Genomic DNA, 19,792 nt, shown 5'->3' on the forward strand with positions numbered 1-19,792 from the left:
ATATGAACGGTAGGATATGGGCACTCATCGCAGCATGTGTGGTACAAGTGCTTTATGGAGTAAATTTTACATTTGCCAACGATGTTATTGACGATGGACACGTACAACCTTTTGCGTTCATTCTACTAAGGGTATTAGGAGCAACCACCCTCTTTTGGATTGTTGGCATTTTTGCCCCAAAAGAAAAGATAGCTCCCAAAGATTTTAGAACATTTTTCTTGGCCTCCATTTTTGGAATTGGCCTGAATATGCTCACCTTTTTTAAAGGATTGCAATTTACCACTCCTATCCACGCCTCGGTTATCATGACGGTAACCCCCATTGTTGTATTGGTACTTTCTGCGGTGTTGTTGAAAGAGAAAATTACCAATCTAAAAATATTGGGCGTACTCTTAGGTTTTACGGGTGCCGTTGTCCTTTCGGTTTATGGTAGGTCCACCCAAGTGGGTGACCATATCTTACTAGGTAATTTCTTAGTGTTTATCAATGCCGTATCTTATAGCATTTACCTTATCATTATAAAAAAGGTTGTAGACAAATACTACCCGCTCACCTTTATAAAATGGTTGTTTACGTTTGGGCTTATTTGGGTAGTGCCTTTTGGGTTTAGTGAATTACAAGGTGTCAACCTCAGTACTTTTACTCCTTACACCTATTTTGCCGTAGGCTTTGTGGTTATTGGCGCCACTTTTGGCACTTATTTACTCAACCTGTTTGCGCTAACCAAATTAAGAGCTTCCACAGTTGGTACGTTTTTATACATGCAGCCCGTTGTAGCAGGCATCTTTGCCGTTGCCATGGGCAGCGACACCTTGAATGTTATCAAACTAAGTGCTGCAGCCTTAATCATGACAGGGGTATTTTTGGTAACCAAAAAACCTAAGAATTAACCTAGGTTTTTTGGCATTTTCCCGTGTTTACGGGTATCTTCTTTGGTCAATATTTTAAAGTCCTCGGCTTTGGGGAGTGACATAATTTCTTCTAGTAGATTTTCTGGCAAACCGGTGAGCTTTCTGGTTTTTAAATTAATCCAGGCCCCCATCAATTCACAATTCGCCAAATGGTTTCCTTTATGGTCGTAAAGGTCATGTTCAAACTTAAAGAACATCCCATCATCACTAAACCCTTTTATTTCTAAGGACACCGTAATAGGTGTTCCCATAAAAGCCTCCTTAAAATAGTAGATATGTTCATAAAAAATAACCGGGCTGATATCGAATTTGGCGAGATCGGCCAAGGAAAAATCATGATCGTCAAAAAAAGACACCCGGGTATGACTCATAAAATTCACATACGCCGAATTGGCCAAATGCCTATTGGCATCTACATCGCTCCATCTTATCTCAAAAACTTTCTTGTACATAGCTGTATTTTTGTTTCAAACAAATTTATGTTAATTTTACTATGCAAGCATAACAAATGGCGCTATTTTATAATATCCTTAACTTTAGCTTTTTGTTTACCTTTGCACAACTTTATAAACTAAGTTCATGATACAGTCAATGACAGGCTATGGAAAATCTGTACTACAGCTTCCTAGCAAAAAGATTTCCATTGAAATAAAATCTCTAAATAGTAAAAATTTAGATCTCAACACCCGCATGCCTTCTGTGTACAGGGAAAAGGAGCTGGATATTAGGAAGCTCATTGCTTCCCAACTGGAGCGTGGCAAGATCGATTTTTCATTGTATATGGAAATCACTGGGGAAGAAACCTCGTCACAAATCAATAAAACTGTCGTTAAGGAATACATCAAGCAACTTAAGGATGTAGTTGATGGCGATGAGACCGAACTACTTAAAATGGCCATCCGCTTACCAGACTCGGTGACCACAGAACGCGACGAGATTGACGAAGATGAGTGGGCAAGCATTGCTGCCACCATCAACGAGAGCATTGAAAAAATCCAGAAATACCGATTGGATGAGGGGAAGGCTTTGGAAACAGAGTTTGAAGACCGTGTTGAAAATATCCACCGACTATTGGAAGCCGTGATTGAAATGGATCCGGAGCGTATTGAAGGGGTGCGTGCCCGATTGGAAAAAGGCATTGCCGATATCAAAGAAAAGGTAGACGAAAACCGCTTTGAACAGGAATTGGTTTATTATATTGAAAAGTTTGACATTACCGAAGAAAAAGTACGCCTTCAAAACCATTTGGACTACTTTTTGAAAGCCCTAAAGTCCGCCGATTCCAACGGTAAAAAACTTGGGTTCATCAGTCAGGAAATGGGCCGTGAAATCAATACCATAGGTTCCAAATCCAACTATGCCCCAATGCAAAAACTGGTAGTTCAAATGAAGGATGAACTTGAAAAGATTAAAGAACAACTATTAAACGTATTATAATACCGTAATGAACAAAGGTAAATTAATTGTATTTTCTGCGCCTTCCGGCTCAGGTAAAACCACCATTGTCAAACATTTACTAAAACAAGAAGAATTAGGTCTGGAGTTTTCCATTTCGGCCACTTCCCGTGCTCCAAGAGGTGAAGAAGTAGACGGCAAAGACTATTACTTTTTATCCTTCGAGGATTTCAAACAAAAAATTAAAAACGACGAATTCCTGGAATGGGAAGAAGTCTACAGAGATAATTTCTATGGCACTTTAAAGAGCGAAGTAGAACGCATTTGGGCCAAAGGCAAGCACGTTATTTTTGATATCGACGTGTCTGGAGGTTTGCGCATCAAACGAAAATTCCCAGAACAGACCTTGGCTATTTTTGTAAAGCCACCAAGCATCGACGAGTTGAAAATTCGCCTAAAAAAACGCAAAACCGAAAGTGAGGACAAAATCAACATGCGAGTTTCCAAAGCCTCTGCCGAATTGGCCACTGCACCACTTTTCGATAAAATTGTCGTGAACAAAGACCTTGACGTTGCCTTGGAAGAAGCCTACAACTTGGTGTCCAATTTTATAAAGGAGTAAGCCATGAACATCGGACTCTATTTTGGAACCTTCAATCCTATCCATATAGGGCACCTTATAATTGCCAACCATCTTGCAGAACACAGCAATTTGGACAAAATATGGTTTGTGGTCACACCACATAACCCTTTTAAGAAGAAAAGCACCCTGTTAGACAATCATCATCGGTTGGAAATGGTGTACCAAGCCACAGAGGAGTACCAAAAACTGCAACCCAGCGATATTGAATTTGGACTGCCTCAGCCCAACTACACCATTAATACGCTAACCTATCTACAGGAAAAATATCCCAAGCACAATTTTTCCTTGATTATGGGAGAAGACAACCTGAAGAGTTTCCACAAATGGAAAAACTACGAGACCATCTTGGAACAATACAACCTTTATGTGTACCCGAGATTATCTGAAGGGAAAATGCACACACAGTTTGATGGCCACCCAAAAATCCATCACGTAGAAGCGCCTATCATGGAACTGTCGTCCACCTTTATCAGGAATGCCATTAAAGAAGGTAAAAACATTAGGCCCATGCTTCCGGAACCTGTTTGGAAGTATGTTGACGAAATGAATTTCTATAAATAAAAAAACCTGCAGATGCAGGTTTTTTAGTATTCCAATAGTACCATTTCCTAGGTTGGTAATGGCGCCTCTTCTTCTCCATCATCCTCACCACCATCGGTAGGGTCTTCCGTAGCAATATCTGGACAATCCAATAGAGAAGCCTCTACAAACATGGCCCAACTGTTACCATCAAACTGAGCACCTTCGGCCCAGGCAGTTTCTCCGCCCGTAGGTCCTTCAACCTCGGCATGCGCCGCAAAACAATAATTGTCACCTAAGCTCTCCAAGCTAATGGCGTACACCACTTCATACTCGGTAGCCGAAATAGGTTCGGTAAATGGAAACTGCCCTATCTGTGGATTTCCGGCACCGTTTAAAGGCACCCAATCATCCTCGCAATTTCCTAAGCTTAAATGCGTAGTTCCGAGCGTCCACTCGCCATTAGAGCTGAAGATAACAATTAAATGCTCCCCGTCATTGTAAACCGAAACGTCTCCGGCAATATGATGCTGACCTGCAATCAAATTAACACTTACGCAAGGATTATCGGTATCTAAATCACCCAAGGAAACTTCATCGGGATTTACAACGGCCTCCGGAGCACTTGAAGTTTGAGGCTTTTTACTGGCACTTTCAAAATCATCGGCATTGACACTTTCCACCTGGCAGCTTGTGCTTAGCAGAAGGAGCAACGCAGAAAGCGTGATCGTAATTTTTTTCATTATAAAAATAGATTTGGGGGTTAAATCAATGATGAAATTACGGAACGCATGACCAAAATCACAATTTAATCGATGTATGACGCAAATTAATAGTAATGAAAAGATTTTTTCCTACAAGTTTCGATGAACGACCTTCCTAGAAATAATAAAAGGCATCTTCCAAATGTTCTATGGAAAAGTCCTTGCCGTTTTTAACAATGGCCACAATGTCAAAACGCACTTCTACATCCAATGTATTTTCAGTGACATAGGCGTCTACAGCCTTTACCAACCGTTGAATCTGCTTTGGCTTTACAAACTCCTCAGGATTACCAAAATCGGCAGTGGAGCGTGTTTTCACTTCTACAATAGCCAAAACAGCGTCCTTTCGGGCAATAATGTCCACTTCGGCCTTATCGAACCTATAATTGCGCTCCAAGATGGCATAGCCCTTGTTCAGCAGAAAATCGACTGCCAATTGCTCTCCCTTATTTCCTAAAGTATTGTGCTGTGCCATTGAAAAATTTAGAAGCTTAGGGGAATTTAACACTTCCTGTTCAAAAAAATGGGGATACTTTATAAAAACTTTAATACCGTAACCGTGAAGTAATTGATATATTTGGCGCTGTTTAAAAATTAACTACATGAAGAAATTAATCTTAATCTTAAGTTTAGTGATTACTGCCAACACCATCCAAGCTCAACAAGTTATGGATCCTGAAATGTTGTGGACTGTAAAGCGCATTAGCGTTTTAGGACTATCTAAAGACAACACCCACATTATCTACAGTGTAAAAACCCCAAATATTGCCGAGAATGGCTTTGACACCGCTTACTTTCAAATTCCTGTGGAAGGAGGCGCTGCCATAGCCATTGAAAAGGAAGCCATTAGCGTAGCCGATAAAAACATTGCCCCAAACGGAGCTTATAAAGTATTCCACAAAGCGGTGCATATTGAAGATATCAAAGCTACCGACATTTATAAAAACTTGGACAAAGCAGATGCCTATGTGTTTACTGATTTGGACAACCGCCATTGGGACACTTGGCAAAATGGAAGTTTCAATCATGTATTCTATAAAGATGTGAATGCCGAAGATGATGCAGCCATAGACATCATGCCAAACGAGCCTTACTACGCTCCGCAAATGCCATTTGGTGGCGACGAGGATTATGTTTGGTCTCCAGACAGCAAGAGCATTTACTACGTAAGCAAGAAGCTAAAAGGTAAAGCCTATGCTACCAGCACCAACACCGATATTTACAAGTACGACCTAGATACTAAAACCACGACCAACATCACCGAAGGGAACATGGGTTACGATACCAATCCTACCTTTAGCCCAAAAGGTGCTTTGTCTTGGTTGCAAATGAAAACCGACGGTTACGAAAGTGATAAAAACGACATTATTGTTCTTGAAAACGGTGTAAAACAAAACCTAACCCAACAGTGGGACGGTACCGTAAACAGCTTTAAATGGAGCAACGACGGTAAAAAAGTATTCTTTACAGCGCCTGTAGATGGTACCATTCAATTATTTGAGGTAAACTATCCTGGAAAGAAAAGAATTGCCCCTGTGGTAACCCAAATTTCCAAAGGGCAGTTTGACATTAGAGGTATTGTTGCTCAATTGGACAATACCCTTATCGTTACCCGTGGCGACATGAACCACGCCACCGAAGTGTTTGCCTACAACCTAAAAAAGCAAAGCTTTAAGCAACTTACCAATGTAAACGACGAGCTTTACAGCAGCATCGATTTGCCAAAAGTTGAAAAGCGTTATGTAACCACTACAGACAACAAGCAAATGTTGGTATGGGTAATTTTGCCTCCAAATTTTGACGCCTCTAAAAAATACCCAACCCTATTATATGCGCAAGGTGGCCCACAATCGCCACTATCGCAGTTTTATTCTTACCGTTGGAATTTCCAATTAATGGCCTCCCAAGGCTATATTGTGGTAGCTCCTAACAGAAGAGGAATGCCAGGTCACGGTGTAGAATGGAACGAAGCCATCAGCAAGGATTGGGGAGGACAGGTAATGAAAGATTACCTATCGGCCATCGATGCCATTGCTGAAGAACCTTATGTAGACAACGACCGTTTGGGTGCTATTGGTGCCAGCTACGGTGGGTATTCTGTGTTCTACTTGGCAGGAATCCACAATAACCGTTTTAAAACCTTTATTGCCCACGATGGTGTGTTCGATACCAGAACCATGTTTGGCACTACCGAAGAGTTGTTTTTTGTAAACCACGACTTTGGTGGCAACTATTGGGACTTAGACAACAAAGTAGCCCAAAAAGCCTATAACGAATTCAACCCTATCAACCATGTGTCCAAATGGAATGCACCTATCTTTATCATTCAAGGAGGAAAAGATTACCGTGTGCCAATCGAGCAAGGTTTAAGTGCTTTCCAAGCTGCTAAAATGTTAGGATTGAAGAGTAAACTATTATACTTACCAGAAGAAAACCACTGGGTATTGAACCCACAAAACGCCCTGGTTTGGCAACATGAGTTCTTTAAATGGTTGGATGATACCTTAATGAACGAATCCTCTGAAACCATTTCAGAATAAGAAAAGCCCCAATATCTATATTCCGAAACATCCCAAAGGCAACACTAGCTTTTGGGATGTTTTTTTTTGGATTGAAATGAAATACGATTGCACCACAAGGTTGTTCTCGATACAAAATGATTTGCAGGCCTTTAACACGAACCGACGTTAATCACAAACTCTAAACAAACAGCACCATCGTCACTTCGAACAATTACTCTGCATGCTAACGAAGAGCAATTATATCGAGAAACACGTGACCTCTCATTATAACTTCCGGCCTGTTTTGACACGTCAAGACACTTCGTGCCCCCTTATGACACATCATCCCTATTTTTAGGGGGTTTTGTTCGAGGATTGTTCGGGGTTTGTTCGTGTTAGGCTTTGGGATGTTTGGGCGAGGTACCTCTTTGCACGAACAAAGGCTAAGGCAAGCCCCACTTATGGCAATTGTTGCGATAGGGTATCAAGGTAAAAAAAGTGATGTTTTTGCATTGCAATTGTACATCCCCCTAGCCCCTTCAAAGTGGGAATTTACTTGTTGATTGGAAAGGGATATGGAGTTGTAAGGATGTCAACAACTGTTTTATAAGTCTTCACCAAAGGGATAAATCCAGCCTTAACTTGTAAGATTAATCTATTATATTTACGGATAACCAACTGATGCTTGTATGTACCGTGGACCTTTTTTTGGGGTTACATGTATGTTATAAGCATTACTAAAACTAACCTATGAAAACAATATTAATTGTACTTGGAATTATTGGACTACCAATTGTACTATTTGTGATTTACAAATACTTTAAATTCCAAAAACAAAGTTCCCAAGCACTAAAATTACGATTTGAACGCATCCAACCTCTTTATGAGAAATTAGAAAATGGCATTGCAATAAATGAAGAAGATGTAAGGGAATATGCAAAAGACAATAAAACGAGGGAAATGACCCATCAACTTCTTTTGGAATATAAAAAAACTGAATTATTTCCAAAAGAATATTTAACAATAGAAAGTGGTGCAGAAAGTCAGTTGGTGAACTGGCTTGAATTTCCAACAGAATTGGACAAAGCACCTGACGAGATAGAACACCTTAAAAAAGTTACCATTCAATTTGATGGAAACAATATGTTTTATCATGTCTTTAAATATATGACCAATTCTCCTCATTGGGCTGCAGAAAATGGTTGGATGTTAGGAGTTGTAGGTCCTTATTTCGAGGATAGCAAACCTTACGATTTTGCGGGAGCCACATTTAGCAGATGCAACAGTCTCCTTGGAGAAATTGAACCAGAAGATGAAGCTAAATGGGTTCATGAAAATATTGCCTTAAAAAGATGAAAAAAGCATTCACACCCTTCCCAGTACTTACTACCGAGAGGTTGACCCTTCGGCAAGTGTTGATAAGCGATGTGAATGCCGTGTTTGCTTTGCGATCGGATAATGAGATCAATAGGTATTTGGACAGGCAACCCGCCAAAACCCTTGAAGAGGCCAAACACTTTATTGCCAACATCACCGAAAACATCCAAAAAAGGGAAGCCCTCTATTGGGGCATCACCTTAACCGAAAGCGGCACATTTGTGGGCAGCATTTGCCTTTTTGGGTTTTCAGACCAACATGATACCTGCGAGATAGGCTATGAACTTTTAAAAAACCACCAAGGCAAGGGGATTATGACAGAAGCAGCAAATGCCATTATTGCCCATGCCTTCCAAACATTGCCCGTTCAAACCATTGAGGCCAACACCCATAAAAGCAACGAAGCGTCTATCAAACTCTTAGACAAACTCCACTTCAAAAAAGCAACCACACAAGACCCAACAGGTCCCGATTTCCTTTTGTATATACTTGAGAAAAGGGAGTAGGGATTATGAAAGCTGTTAACAAAGACCTTACATTCAAATAACAAGACCTGATAAAAACAAATGCAGGTACAAACTTAAAAGTTAGGACTCTTTAGTTATCTTTAAAGAAACATTGCCGCAACACAGCCGTTATGCAAACTATTAGAGATAAGCAAAAACAGGTTATAGCAAGGGACAACATTGAATGGAAAAAATAGATTGGGAAGCTTTTCAGCAGTTTTTTAAAAAACAAGAGGTTTCAGCAAAAACCATACTTTTAAACGAAGGGGAAATTTCAAAAAAAGCGTTTTTTATAGAGAAAGGATGCTTAAGGTCTTGGTTTAACCACAACGGAAAAGACATTACATTTCAATTTTTTACAGAAGCGCAATTTGTGTCGTCCATAGAAAGCTTTAAAACCAGTCAACCTAGCCTTTTCTCAATAGAAACAATAGAACCTTCAATTATTCACTCAATCACAAAAAGTGATTACCAATTAGTATTAGACCAATCTCCCGCTATAAAAGAGCAACTGGAGGAATTAACCTTTGAGCGACTTATCACCTACCAAAAACTATTTCTTTCAAGAATAAAGGACAAACCTGAAGAGCGATATCGTGCCCTATTAGAAAATAGTCCAGAAATCCTATTAAGGGTACCTCAACACTATATTGCTTCCTATTTAGGCATCACCTCTGTTTCATTGAGCAGGATTAGAAATAGACGATAATTGCTTTCTTAACAATTGTTATCGCCCAACAGTTTAGCTTCCTCGACTTTTGTACTGTTATTAAAAATACAGTATACAATGAAAGTAGTTATCATATTTAATCATCCCTATGAAGGAAGTTTTTGCAATGCCATTTTAAAGGCTGTTACCATAGGACTGAAAAAAGGAAATCACGAAATAGACATCATACATTTAGACAACGACAATTTTAATCCTGTTATGACCAGCGACGACCTTAAAGCCTTCAGGAACAAAAAGCCAGTGACCCCTCAAGTAGCAGATTATGCAGAAAGGCTAAAAAAAGCAGACCACCTTGTCTTTATCTTTCCTATTTGGTGGGAATTAATGCCCGCATTAACCAAAGGCTTTATAGATAAAGTAATCTTTCCTGGAGTTGCCTACGACTATACAAATGAAAGCAATACCAGAATGAAACCCCTTTGGTCTAGACTAAAAGGCGTGACCATATTAACCACCATGAACACTCCAAAATTATTATATGGGATTATTTTTGGAAATGCTATAAAGAAAGCAATGTTAATAGGAACGTTTTGGAAAATTGGCTACAAAAACCGAAAATGGATTAGTTTCAACCAAGTAAAACAAGTCTCCAACTCAAAAAGAGAAAAATGGCTGTATCAACTCGAAACAAGATTCAGTAATCTAAAATAAAAAGTTACTACTGAAACACCACCGTAGTTCCCTCTTTGGTGACGGTCATTTCAATAGTTCTACCCAATATCATGGCACGATTGTCCTTTTCATGGCCAGCAGGCATATGAAAGGCAATCGGAAAATCATAGTCGGACAGGGCATCTAAAATCAATTGCTCAATGGAAGTGCCCCAAAGCGTAGTGTTTTTTCTAAGGTTACTCATATCTCCGACCAATACCCCTTTACAGTTATCAAAATAGCCTGCACGCTTTAAACTTTGTAGCATCCGGTCGATATGATATTTATACTCTCCTATTTCTTCAATAAAGAGGATGTCGCCCGAGGTATCGATACTCGTCTCAGAACCCAACATGGTATGCAATAAGGTGAGGTTACCTCCTACCAAAGGCGCTATAGCAGTTCCAGTTCTATTGTATGAAGAACCTTTTAACGTATAGGATAGAGGTTCCCCAAATATCGCCTTTTTAAAACTTGCAATGGTTTCCTGAATCTCGCTTACATCCTTTTTCAAACTGATACACATCATAGCATGAATGGACTCATATCCCAGATTATGGAATTGGTTATGCAAACCTGTGATATCACTATAGCCTATCAACCATTTAGGGTGTTGTTTAAATTGGGTGTAATCCAATTTATCTAAGATACGCACACTACCATAGCCCCCTCTAGCACACCAAATAGCACTAATAGTAGGATCGTCCAGAGCCTTTTGGAAATCTGCGGCACGCTGGACATCGGTTCCCGCAAAATGGTTATCCTGACTGAACACATGGGCTCCCACTTTGGCATGCAGGCCCCAACTTTCCAACAAGGCAATGGCATCCTGTACCTCCTCTTCCCTATTTTTCAATATTCCCGAAGGCGCCACTATGGCCACGGTATCCCCTGCTTTTAAGTATTCTGGTTGTATCAATTTGTTTGGAGTTTGTGAATTGGAATGCTGTGCATTACCAGTGGTCATAGCAAAGAACCATACGGCACAGCAAAGGTAAATTAGTTGAATGTTTTTCGACATAGGGTAAATGTACAGTTTTCATTTCAATATCATAAATCACTTTAGGAAATAAAAAAAGAGGCTTTAAGCCTCTTTTTAAACTGTATTGAAAAGATTATTTTCTTTTAGAAAAACCTTTTGTTTTTGTGGCTCCTGCTGCCATTCTTCCAAACTCTTCAGTAAACACCTCTAACTCCCCTTCATAATTCCCCGAGAACTCAAGACCTTCATCTGTCATCCCTTCAAACTCTAATTTATAAGTTGTTCCGTTTTCCAAAATGGTAACTGTCCCAGAAGTGATTTCAAGAAACGATTCCTCTTCGTCCATTTCATAATTAAGATTAATTACCATGTCTCCATAGTCAAAGGTATTTGGCACAGATTCAATACTCGTGTAATTATAGGTTCCTGGTTCAAGTCCCGCAGGATTTTCGGAAAACAGCTCAAAACTTAAACCGGAAAAAACATTGTTTTCGGGGATAAGTTCTCCCCACATCAATTCATAATTAGTATCCAATAAGTAAATATTAAAATTATATACACCTTCTACCTCAAATTCTCCATAATCATAAATAAACCCACTTTTCAATTGGTATTCTTCTCCATCATATACCAATACATTTGTCGCAGTTTCTGGTTCATTATTGTTGTCATTGTCATCACTGTTGGGTCCACAGTTGAATACAGAAAGTCCTAGCGTCATGGCTAGCAAAAAAGATACACGTGTTTTCATAGGTTGATTTTTTAAAAGTTTTACATTTTGTAGCTAAACATATACAAAAAATAAAAACGAGCGTTAAGCTTTAACCTTTCTTTAGGACATTTCTTACTTTATATTTTTTTCCTAAACCTCATTAAAATCCGTATTTTTGCCACCTATTTGAAACACTAAAACATTAGAGCCTTGTTGCCCTTGCAGCAAGTAGTAAACATACAAATCCATGACAGATCCTAAACGCTATACCATTACCGCAGCATTACCTTACACCAACGGTCCTATCCATATTGGCCACTTGGCTGGAGTATACGTGCCTGCCGATATTTATGCTAGATTTTTAAGACTTAACGGCAAGGATGTGGCCTTTGTATGCGGAAGTGACGAACATGGGGTACCTATCACCATCAAGGCCAAAAAAGAAGGGGTGACGCCTCAGGACGTAGTGGATAAATATCATGCCATCATCAAAAAGTCGTTTGAGGACTTTGGTATTTCGTTTGATAACTATAGTCGCACCTCCGCACAAGTGCATCATGAAACCGCTTCGGAATTCTTCAAAACGTTATATGACAAAGGAGAATTCATTGAAGAAGTCACCGAGCAGTTATACGATGAGCAGGCCAATCAGTTTTTGGCAGACCGTTTTGTAACGGGAACTTGTCCAAAATGTGGTAATGAAGAAGCCTATGGCGACCAATGTGAAAAGTGTGGAACTAGTTTAAACGCCACGGATCTTATCAATCCTAAATCGGCCATTACTGGAAATGTACCAACCTTGAAGCAAACCAAACACTGGTTTTTACCATTAGACAAGCATGAAGACTTCCTTAAGGAATGGATTTTGGAAGGGCACAAAAAAGATTGGAAACCTAATGTGTACGGACAAGTAAAATCATGGATCGATGACGGTTTACGTCCGCGTGCGGTAACAAGAGATTTGGATTGGGGAATCCCTGTACCACTTCCAGATGCTGAAGGCAAAGTATTGTATGTTTGGTTTGATGCACCTATTGGGTACATTTCTGCAACCAAGGAATGGGCTGAGCGTGAAGGCAAGGATTGGGAGCCCTATTGGAAAGACCAAGACACCAAGTTAGTACACTTTATTGGAAAGGATAATATTGTATTCCACTGTATCATTTTCCCAGCCATGTTAAAGGCTGAAGGCAGCTATATCCTTCCGGATAATGTACCGGCCAATGAATTCTTGAATTTGGAAGGCAACAAATTGTCTACCTCCAAAAACTGGGCGGTTTGGCTTCCTGAATACTTACAGGATTTCCCAGAAAAGCAGGACGTATTGCGCTACGCATTGACTGCCAATGCCCCTGAAACCAAGGACAACGATTTTACCTGGAAGGACTTTCAAGCGAGAAACAATAACGAATTGGTAGCCATTTTCGGAAACTTTATAAACCGAGTGGTGGTCTTGACCAATAAATACTATAATGGCATTGTGCCAACGCCTTCAGGGTTGACTGAGATTGACGAAGAAACCTTGGCTGCTGTAAAAGCATACCCATCTGTAATTGCAAGTTCTATTGAACGCTACCGTTTCCGTGAGGGAAGTCAGGAGTTAATGAACTTGGCCCGTTTAGGAAATAAATATTTGGCTGATGAGGAGCCATGGAAAGTGATCAAGGAAGATGAGGCCCGTACACAAACCATCATGTACGTAGCGCTTCAAATAGCTTCGGCTTTGGCAACCTTAAGTGAGCCTTTCTTGCCATTTACCTCTGAAAAATTAAAGAACATGCTAAATGTTGCCTCGGCTTCAGAAAGCATTTCATGGAATGACATTACATCCAAAGAGGTCTTGCTTGCTGCTGGACATCAAATTGGAAACGCAGAATTGTTGTTCTCAAAAATAGAAGATCAAGACATCCAAACCCAATTGGATAAATTGGAAGCGAGCAAAAAGGCCAATGAAGCGGCCAACAAAACCGTAGAACCTCAAAAGGACATTATCACTTTTGATGACTTCACCAAATTGGACCTTCGTGTAGGAACGATTTTAGAAGCTGAAAAAATGCCAAAGGCAAAAAAATTATTGGTGCTGAAAGTGGATACTGGTATTGACGTAAGAACCATTGTGTCTGGTATTGCCGAAAGCTTTTCTCCTGAAGAGGTTGTCGGGAAACGTGTGACCGTCTTGGTAAACTTAGCGCCAAGAGCTTTACGCGGTGTAGAAAGTGAAGGCATGATTTTAATGACCGAAACAGCCGATGGTAAATTGGTGTTCGTCAACCCAGACGAAGGGCAAAACGTTACCAACGGATTGCAAATAAGCTAACATTTTTTTAGCTTAGAAACCCAAACCATAAACCAACCACATATGACATTTATTAAATCTTTAAGCTTTCTAATTTTATTTGTAAGCCTGAGTACCTTTTGTCAAAAAACGGTACTTACGTTTGAAAACGATGAAGTATCAAAACGTTTAACGAAAGAGTCGTATACGTTTTCTAATACTGAAAACAATGATTTAGCCATTCTTCTCATTGAAGACAAAAAGGCTTTTGCCTACCTTTTTGATAAAGATTTCAACCAGAAATCCACATTAGAAACAAAGGGTCTAAAAAACAAGTACAATGAGGTGGTTGGCTATGCTGTAAATAATTTAAACTATCGTGTTTTATATGCAAACGACAAAAAAGACAAGTTTGCTATTTTAAATATCGATTTTGGCGTAGGCTCTATGGATATTTCTGAGTTTAAAATGGATTTTGATGGAGAAATTTATTTAAGCACCGTCAATTACAACAACAAACTTTTTCTTTTTACAGCAGAAAACAATTTAGAGCTGAGTATCTGGACATTCAATAATCTAAGCTTTAATAAAGTAAAGACCTTCACTTTAGATGACTTGAAGGACAAATCACTTTTAACCAAAAATCACCTTGTTAACGTTTATTCTTCTAATAATATTGGGAAGCCATCATGGAACGGGACAAAAGTTTCTGGCGTCTCAAAAATAGATCAACGTATCCCAAACATCTTAGAAGTAACCTCTAGCTTAGGCAAACTTTATCAAACCAAAAACAAGGTATACTTAACCTTAGAAAACGAGGAGGACAAAACTTATTTCTATGACATCGATATAGATAATTATGAAATTGACCTTAAAACTTTTGATTATCCAGAAGGCATTATTGAACCTTTTAAAAAATTCAATTCTTATATCTACGAAGACAAAATTTACCAAATAGCCAGCTCAAAACATGAAATGAATTTTTCAATCAAGAACCTCACTGGGGAATTGGTTAAAAGTTTTTATATCGACAAAGAGCACCCTATTGACTTTAAAAATTCTGCCATAATACAAGAAGGGACAACGGTGCCTTTTATTAGTACCCGTGAACTGGAAGAAACCCAAAAGTATCTTCGAAAAATATCTTCAGGAAATCTAGGTATAACCGTTCTTAAAATAAAAAATAGCTATCATGCATCCATGGGCGGTTATAAAATCACCAAAAACCCCACACCAATCCCTACTGATTTATCTGACCCATTAAATACTTTTACTACTCCTGCAGGAACTTATAGCTCTTACAACCCGACATATTTGGCTTATAATACATACACCAAAACAAAATCCACCTATTTTCACTCCATATTTGATTTAGAGTTTAATCACCAAACTGGAGAGATTGAAGAAAATATATTTGATAAAATCGACACCTTTAAAAAAGACAAAAAATATAGCACTGCAGATTATGTTTTCTTTCATGATAACACACTTTATTATGGGTATTTCGATTTAAAGGAAGGAAACTATAACCTTGTTACATTTTAAAGTAATGAATCACCTCAAATCTCATTGGGACAACGTTTACGATACCAAAGCAGACCCTGAATTAGGATGGTATGAACCTCATCCGGAAACTACATTGCAGCTTATAGATAAATGCAACCTACAACCTGACGCTTCTATTTTAGCAGTAGGGGCTGGCACTAGCAATTTGATCGATGCTCTGGTTTCCAGTGGGTACCCAAATATCATCGCTAACGATTTAAGCGAGGTGGCCCTAAGCAAATTAAAGGCACGTATCAAACATGAGTTTAACCATGACTTAAATTGTATTACAGATGATTTAACCCAGCCTAAAACGCTTTTAGAACACGATCAAATAGATCTTTGGGTAGACCGTGCTGTATTGCATTTCTTTTTGACGGAAGAGGAGCAGCACTCCTACTTTGAGCTGATCAAAAAAGTAATTGCCAAAGGCGGCTATGTATTGATTGCCGTATTTGCTTTGGACGGAGCAGAAAAATGTTGTGGCCTACCCTTACAACGTTACAACACAGACATGCTACAGGAAAAACTGGGCGACGAATTTCAACTTTTGGAAAGTTTAAACTACACGTTCATCAACCCATTTGGCGGTGAACGTCCATACGTATACACTCTTTTCAAAAGAGTCTAAAACACCACATTCTTAATAACCGCTCAATTGATTTTGGTACGGTAATTGGTTAACTTAGAGGAACTGTTTTCGGTATAAAAAACTGTTCCTCTAAAACCCTTGATTATGAAAATAAAAGCACTTTTCTTATTTACATGCATACTAATGCTAACGGCATGTAAAAGCTCAAAACAAACCACTAGTTCCAACAATAATACAACTCCTATTTCCTTAACAGACACCCCTTGGAGATTGGTAGAATTACAGGGACAAAAAATTACAGACATGACGCCACAGCCCTATCTATACTTGGATTCCAAAACCAATCGTGCTGGAGGGAATTCTGGATGTAATGGATTTGGTGGCAGTTACACGCTTGAAAATGAATACAAAATCAAATTGTCAGGACTCATTTCAACCATGAAAGCCTGCCCAGACATGAGTACTGAAAAAGCCTTTTTAAAAGTTTTGGAATCTGTTGACAACTATACTATTGTTAACGGAGTTTTAAGTCTCAATAAGGCCAAAATGGCCACCATGGCAAAGTTTGAAGTAGACCAATCGGTGATGGATTAAGCCATTCACCGATTAACCTAGCTTTATGTAGCTAGGTATAATTACACTATATTTTGAAAAATTTCTGGTTCCTTTTAATTTGGCTTCCCTCCTTCTTTTGTGCGCAAAATTACATTGATGTGCTTCAAGTTAGGTACGCCTACACCCCACATTCTAATTTTGAAAACACCCCTAATCATACAAATGTCAACTCGTTTGAAACGGTTGCCACCGTTCCTTTTCCAATCAATGAGTCCACAGCCATCATTGCCGGGGCCAACTTTACTTATAACAACCTAGAGTTATTTCCAAACGACGGCTACTCCCATCTTTACAATACCACACTAAGGCTAGGCATCAACACCAAACTCTCCAATACATGGCAGGGTACTTTTATTGCCCTCCCCAAAATTGCTTCGGATTACCAAAACATTTCCTCAGACGATTTTTACCTAGGAGGCCTTGCCATATTCAAAAACCAACGTAAGGAAAACCTGTTTTTTAGATACGGCCTTTACCTCTCGCAAGAGGCTTTTGGAGTTACGACCACTCCAATTCTAGGAATATACTACCTGAACAAGAACCAACTTTTTGAGGCTGACTTAGCAATTCCACTCTCTGCCAATATCAACTATACGTTGCCACATTTTAAAGTCGGAGTTGATTATTTAGGAATCGAACGCAGCTACCACTTACACAGTCCAGAACAAATAGGAAGGTATGTAGAGCAAAACCGATTGGAATTTGCTAGCTATATAGAGTTCAACACCTTTAACAAACAAGTCCTCTTTCGAAGCAAATTGGGTTACGCCACTAACAGACATGCAGTTTTTGACGATGACGACACCATTGGCTTAAAGGTGATTGACTTCAGAATTGATGACAAACGCACCCAATTAAATCCAAAGTTGAAAGGAAGTTTGTTCTTCAAAATTGAGGCTATTTATCGTTTTCATTTAAATTCGCAACAAAACTAAATATCATGTCCCAAAGCATCATTTCCTATATCATTTCATACACCAATTTACCAGAGTCTGGAGTTAGAAACACACTCCAACTTTTGGAAGAAGACTGCACCGTACCCTTTATTTCCCGATACCGAAAAGAGCGTACTGGAAACTTGGATGAAGTGCAAATTGGAGATATTGTGAAATACAAAGAGCAATTTGAGGCTTTGGAAAAACGAAAGGCAACCATTTTAAAAGCCTTGGAAGAACAGGACGTTTTAACTCCAGAATTGCAAAACAGCATTGAAAAGGCAGCAGATCTAACCACTTTGGAAGATTTGTATCTGCCCTATAAGAAAAAACGTAAAACCAAAGCCGAAGCAGCAAGAAAAGCTGGTTTGGAACCGTTGGCCAAAATTATCATGAGCCAAAATGCCTCTGATTTGGAAACCATCGCTTTTAAATATGCCAAAGGAGACATTAGTTCTACGGAAGACGCCTTGGAAGGCGCACGCCATATCATTGCCGAATGGATCAATGAACGCACTGATATCAGAAATCAAATTCGCCACCAACTAGAACGCTTTGCGCTTATTTCCTCCAAGGTAGTAAAATCTAAAGCCGAAGAGGAGGATGCCCAAAAATTCAGGGATTATTTTGAATGGGAAGAATCTTTAAGCCGCATTCCTTCACACAGACTTTTAGCCATTTTACGTGCAGAACATGAAGGTTTTATTCGCCTTAAAATAGATATTGATGAAGAGCGCGCCCTTTCAAAAATTGAAAGTCGCATCATTCGTTCCAACAATGCTTGCTCTGAACAAATTGAATTGGCTATAAAAGATGCTTACAAACGCTTATTGCTGCCATCGCTTTCCAACGAAGCCCTTCAAAATGCCAAGGAAAAAGCCGATGCATCGGCCATCTCTGTATTTGCCAAGAACCTTAAACAATTGCTTCTTGGATCACCTTTAGGAGAAAAAAGAATCTTGGCCATTGACCCAGGGTTTAGAACCGGCTGTAAAGTGGTTTGCTTGGATGCGCAAGGAACTCTAAAGCACAACGAAACCATTTACCCGCATGCCCCTAAAAATGATACTACGGGAGCCATAAAAAAAATTAGTTCCTTGGCAGAGGCGTATCAGATAGAGGCCATCGCCATTGGAAACGGCACTGCTTCCAGAGAAACTGAAGCCCTTATCAGACGCATTCACTTTAAAAATGACATTCAGGTATTTGTGGTGAATGAAGCTGGCGCCAGTATTTATTCAGCATCAAAAATTGCCCGAGAGGAATTCCCAAATTACGATGTGACCGTGAGAGGCTCTGTTTCCATAGGAAGACGATTGCAGGATCCCTTGGCCGAATTGGTAAAGATTGACCCAAAATCTATTGGAGTTGGTCAATACCAACATGATGTAGACCAAACCAAATTGAAAAACGAATTGGACACCGTTGTGGAAAGTTGCGTAAATGCTGTTGGCGTGAACATCAACACGGCGAGTAAATCCCTATTAAGCTATGTATCAGGAATTGGTCCAAAATTGGCAGAAAACATTGTGGCCTACAGAGAGGAACATGGTAAATTCTTATCCAGAACCGACATTAAAAAAGTGCCTAGACTGGGAGACAAAGCCTTTGAACAAGGCGCTGCCTTTTTACGAATTAAAGGCGCCAAAAACCCAATGGATGATTCCGCAGTTCACCCAGAAAGTTACAGTATTGTCAAACAAATTGCCAAAGATGAAGGCAAAACAGTTGCCGAATTGATAGGCAATTCCGAGCTTCTTAAAAAAATTGACCTGAACAAATATTGTACAGATAACGTAGGGCTGCCTACTTTAAAAGATATTGTCAAGGAATTGGAAAAACCAGGATTGGATATCAGGGAGCAAGCCAAGGTATTTACCTTCAACCAAAATATCAAAACCATCAACGATTTACAGGAAGGTCAGCTGTTACCAGGGATTGTCAACAATGTGACGAACTTTGGTGCTTTTGTGGATATAGGGATTAAAGAAAGTGGGTTGATTCATATTTCCAATCTATCCGATGATTTTGTAAGCGATGTGAACGAACACATCAGCCTACACCAACAAGTGATTGTTAAAGTATTGGAGGTTGACATTAACCGTAAACGCATTCAATTAAAATTGCACAAATAAGCGT

Annotated in this window: 20 protein-coding genes; 15 read left to right on the forward strand and 5 right to left on the reverse strand. The window is 39.4% G+C overall.

From position 1 onward, the window contains the following. Nucleotides 1-2: 2 nt before the first annotated feature. On the forward strand, nt 3-890 hold the full coding sequence (locus AC6I5C_RS00875; RefSeq protein WP_497903500.1) for a DMT family transporter: 888 nt from the start codon (nt 3-5) through the stop codon (nt 888-890). Here the strand turns inward: AC6I5C_RS00875 and AC6I5C_RS00880 are convergent. Then, complete coding sequence (locus AC6I5C_RS00880; protein WP_497903501.1) at nt 887-1,363, reverse strand: acyl-CoA thioesterase; 477 nt, start codon at nt 1,361-1,363, stop codon at nt 887-889. The genes AC6I5C_RS00875 and AC6I5C_RS00880 overlap by 4 nt on opposite strands. Nucleotides 1,364-1,490: 127 nt before the next feature. On the opposite strand from AC6I5C_RS00880, the gene AC6I5C_RS00885 reads away from it, so the two are divergent. The 3 genes from AC6I5C_RS00885 to nadD are packed head-to-tail and all read left to right on the forward strand — an operon-like array spanning nt 1,491 to nt 3,510. After that, complete coding sequence (locus tag AC6I5C_RS00885; protein ID WP_053976822.1) at nt 1,491-2,348, forward strand: YicC/YloC family endoribonuclease; 858 nt, start codon at nt 1,491-1,493, stop codon at nt 2,346-2,348. 7 nt (nt 2,349-2,355) lie between these two features. Then, nucleotides 2,356-2,928: a guanylate kinase gene (gmk, locus tag AC6I5C_RS00890; RefSeq protein ID WP_053976821.1), complete on the forward strand. Its 573-nt coding sequence runs from the start codon at nt 2,356-2,358 to the stop codon at nt 2,926-2,928. A 3-nt stretch (nt 2,929-2,931) separates the two neighbouring features. Then, nucleotides 2,932-3,510, forward strand: a complete 579-nt coding sequence (nadD, locus tag AC6I5C_RS00895; protein WP_497903502.1) for a nicotinate (nicotinamide) nucleotide adenylyltransferase — start codon at nt 2,932-2,934, stop codon at nt 3,508-3,510. Nucleotides 3,511-3,557: 47 nt separating this feature from the next. Here nadD and AC6I5C_RS00900 read toward each other — a convergent pair whose 3' ends face one another. Both AC6I5C_RS00900 and AC6I5C_RS00905 read right to left on the reverse strand, forming a co-directional pair. Continuing rightward, a complete protein-coding gene (locus AC6I5C_RS00900) occupies nt 3,558-4,211 on the reverse strand; it encodes a hypothetical protein (RefSeq protein WP_497903503.1) in 654 nt (217 codons plus the stop codon). Between the two features lie 136 nt (nt 4,212-4,347). Then, nucleotides 4,348-4,707 carry a YraN family protein gene (locus tag AC6I5C_RS00905; RefSeq protein WP_497903504.1) on the reverse strand — a complete coding sequence of 120 codons (360 nt, stop codon included), beginning with the start codon at nt 4,705-4,707 and terminating at the stop codon, nt 4,348-4,350. Between the two features lie 127 nt (nt 4,708-4,834). On the opposite strand from AC6I5C_RS00905, the gene AC6I5C_RS00910 reads away from it, so the two are divergent. From AC6I5C_RS00910 to AC6I5C_RS00930, 5 genes are all read left to right on the forward strand, one after another. Then, nucleotides 4,835-6,772 carry a S9 family peptidase gene (locus AC6I5C_RS00910; RefSeq protein ID WP_497903505.1) on the forward strand — a complete coding sequence of 646 codons (1,938 nt, stop codon included), beginning with the start codon at nt 4,835-4,837 and terminating at the stop codon, nt 6,770-6,772. 711 nt (nt 6,773-7,483) lie between these two features. Next, complete coding sequence (locus AC6I5C_RS00915; RefSeq protein ID WP_497903506.1) at nt 7,484-8,089, forward strand: hypothetical protein; 606 nt, start codon at nt 7,484-7,486, stop codon at nt 8,087-8,089. Then, entirely contained in the window at nt 8,086-8,616 is a 531-nt protein-coding gene (locus AC6I5C_RS00920; protein WP_497903507.1) for a GNAT family N-acetyltransferase, read from the forward strand. The genes AC6I5C_RS00915 and AC6I5C_RS00920 overlap by 4 nt, the downstream gene beginning before the upstream one ends. 184 nt (nt 8,617-8,800) lie before the next feature. Then, nucleotides 8,801-9,325: a Crp/Fnr family transcriptional regulator gene (locus AC6I5C_RS00925; protein ID WP_497903508.1), complete on the forward strand. Its 525-nt coding sequence runs from the start codon at nt 8,801-8,803 to the stop codon at nt 9,323-9,325. A gap of 78 nt (nt 9,326-9,403) precedes the next feature. After that, complete coding sequence (locus tag AC6I5C_RS00930) at nt 9,404-9,997, forward strand: NAD(P)H-dependent oxidoreductase (RefSeq protein WP_497903509.1); 594 nt, start codon at nt 9,404-9,406, stop codon at nt 9,995-9,997. A gap of 7 nt (nt 9,998-10,004) precedes the next feature. Here AC6I5C_RS00930 and AC6I5C_RS00935 read toward each other — a convergent pair whose 3' ends face one another. Then, on the reverse strand, nt 10,005-11,018 hold the full coding sequence (locus AC6I5C_RS00935) for a S66 peptidase family protein (protein ID WP_497903510.1): 1,014 nt from the start codon (nt 11,016-11,018) through the stop codon (nt 10,005-10,007). Between the two features lie 94 nt (nt 11,019-11,112). Further along, nucleotides 11,113-11,730 carry a hypothetical protein gene (locus AC6I5C_RS00940; RefSeq protein ID WP_497903511.1) on the reverse strand — a complete coding sequence of 206 codons (618 nt, stop codon included), beginning with the start codon at nt 11,728-11,730 and terminating at the stop codon, nt 11,113-11,115. 208 nt (nt 11,731-11,938) lie between these two features. On the opposite strand from AC6I5C_RS00940, the gene metG reads away from it, so the two are divergent. From metG to AC6I5C_RS00970, 6 genes are all read left to right on the forward strand, one after another. After that, nucleotides 11,939-14,008: a methionine--tRNA ligase gene (gene metG / locus AC6I5C_RS00945; protein WP_497903512.1), complete on the forward strand. Its 2,070-nt coding sequence runs from the start codon at nt 11,939-11,941 to the stop codon at nt 14,006-14,008. 42 nt (nt 14,009-14,050) lie between these two features. Continuing rightward, entirely contained in the window at nt 14,051-15,511 is a 1,461-nt protein-coding gene (locus tag AC6I5C_RS00950) for a hypothetical protein (protein ID WP_497903513.1), read from the forward strand. A 4-nt stretch (nt 15,512-15,515) separates the two neighbouring features. Next, nucleotides 15,516-16,142, forward strand: a complete 627-nt coding sequence (locus tag AC6I5C_RS00955) for a class I SAM-dependent methyltransferase (RefSeq protein WP_497903514.1) — start codon at nt 15,516-15,518, stop codon at nt 16,140-16,142. Nucleotides 16,143-16,247: 105 nt separating this feature from the next. Continuing rightward, nucleotides 16,248-16,697 carry an META domain-containing protein gene (locus AC6I5C_RS00960; protein ID WP_497903515.1) on the forward strand — a complete coding sequence of 150 codons (450 nt, stop codon included), beginning with the start codon at nt 16,248-16,250 and terminating at the stop codon, nt 16,695-16,697. A 53-nt stretch (nt 16,698-16,750) separates the two neighbouring features. Then, the gene (locus AC6I5C_RS00965) at nt 16,751-17,653 is read left to right on the forward strand and encodes a DUF6268 family outer membrane beta-barrel protein (RefSeq protein WP_497903516.1); all 903 of its coding nucleotides are present in this window, start codon (nt 16,751-16,753) and stop codon (nt 17,651-17,653) included. Between the two features lie 5 nt (nt 17,654-17,658). Then, nucleotides 17,659-19,788 (forward strand): Tex family protein, encoded by a 2,130-nt coding sequence (locus AC6I5C_RS00970; protein WP_497903517.1) that lies wholly within the window; start codon nt 17,659-17,661, stop codon nt 19,786-19,788. Nucleotides 19,789-19,792 lie beyond the last annotated feature (4 nt).

The sequence above is a fragment of the Mangrovimonas sp. sgz306409 genome (assembly GCF_059735265.1).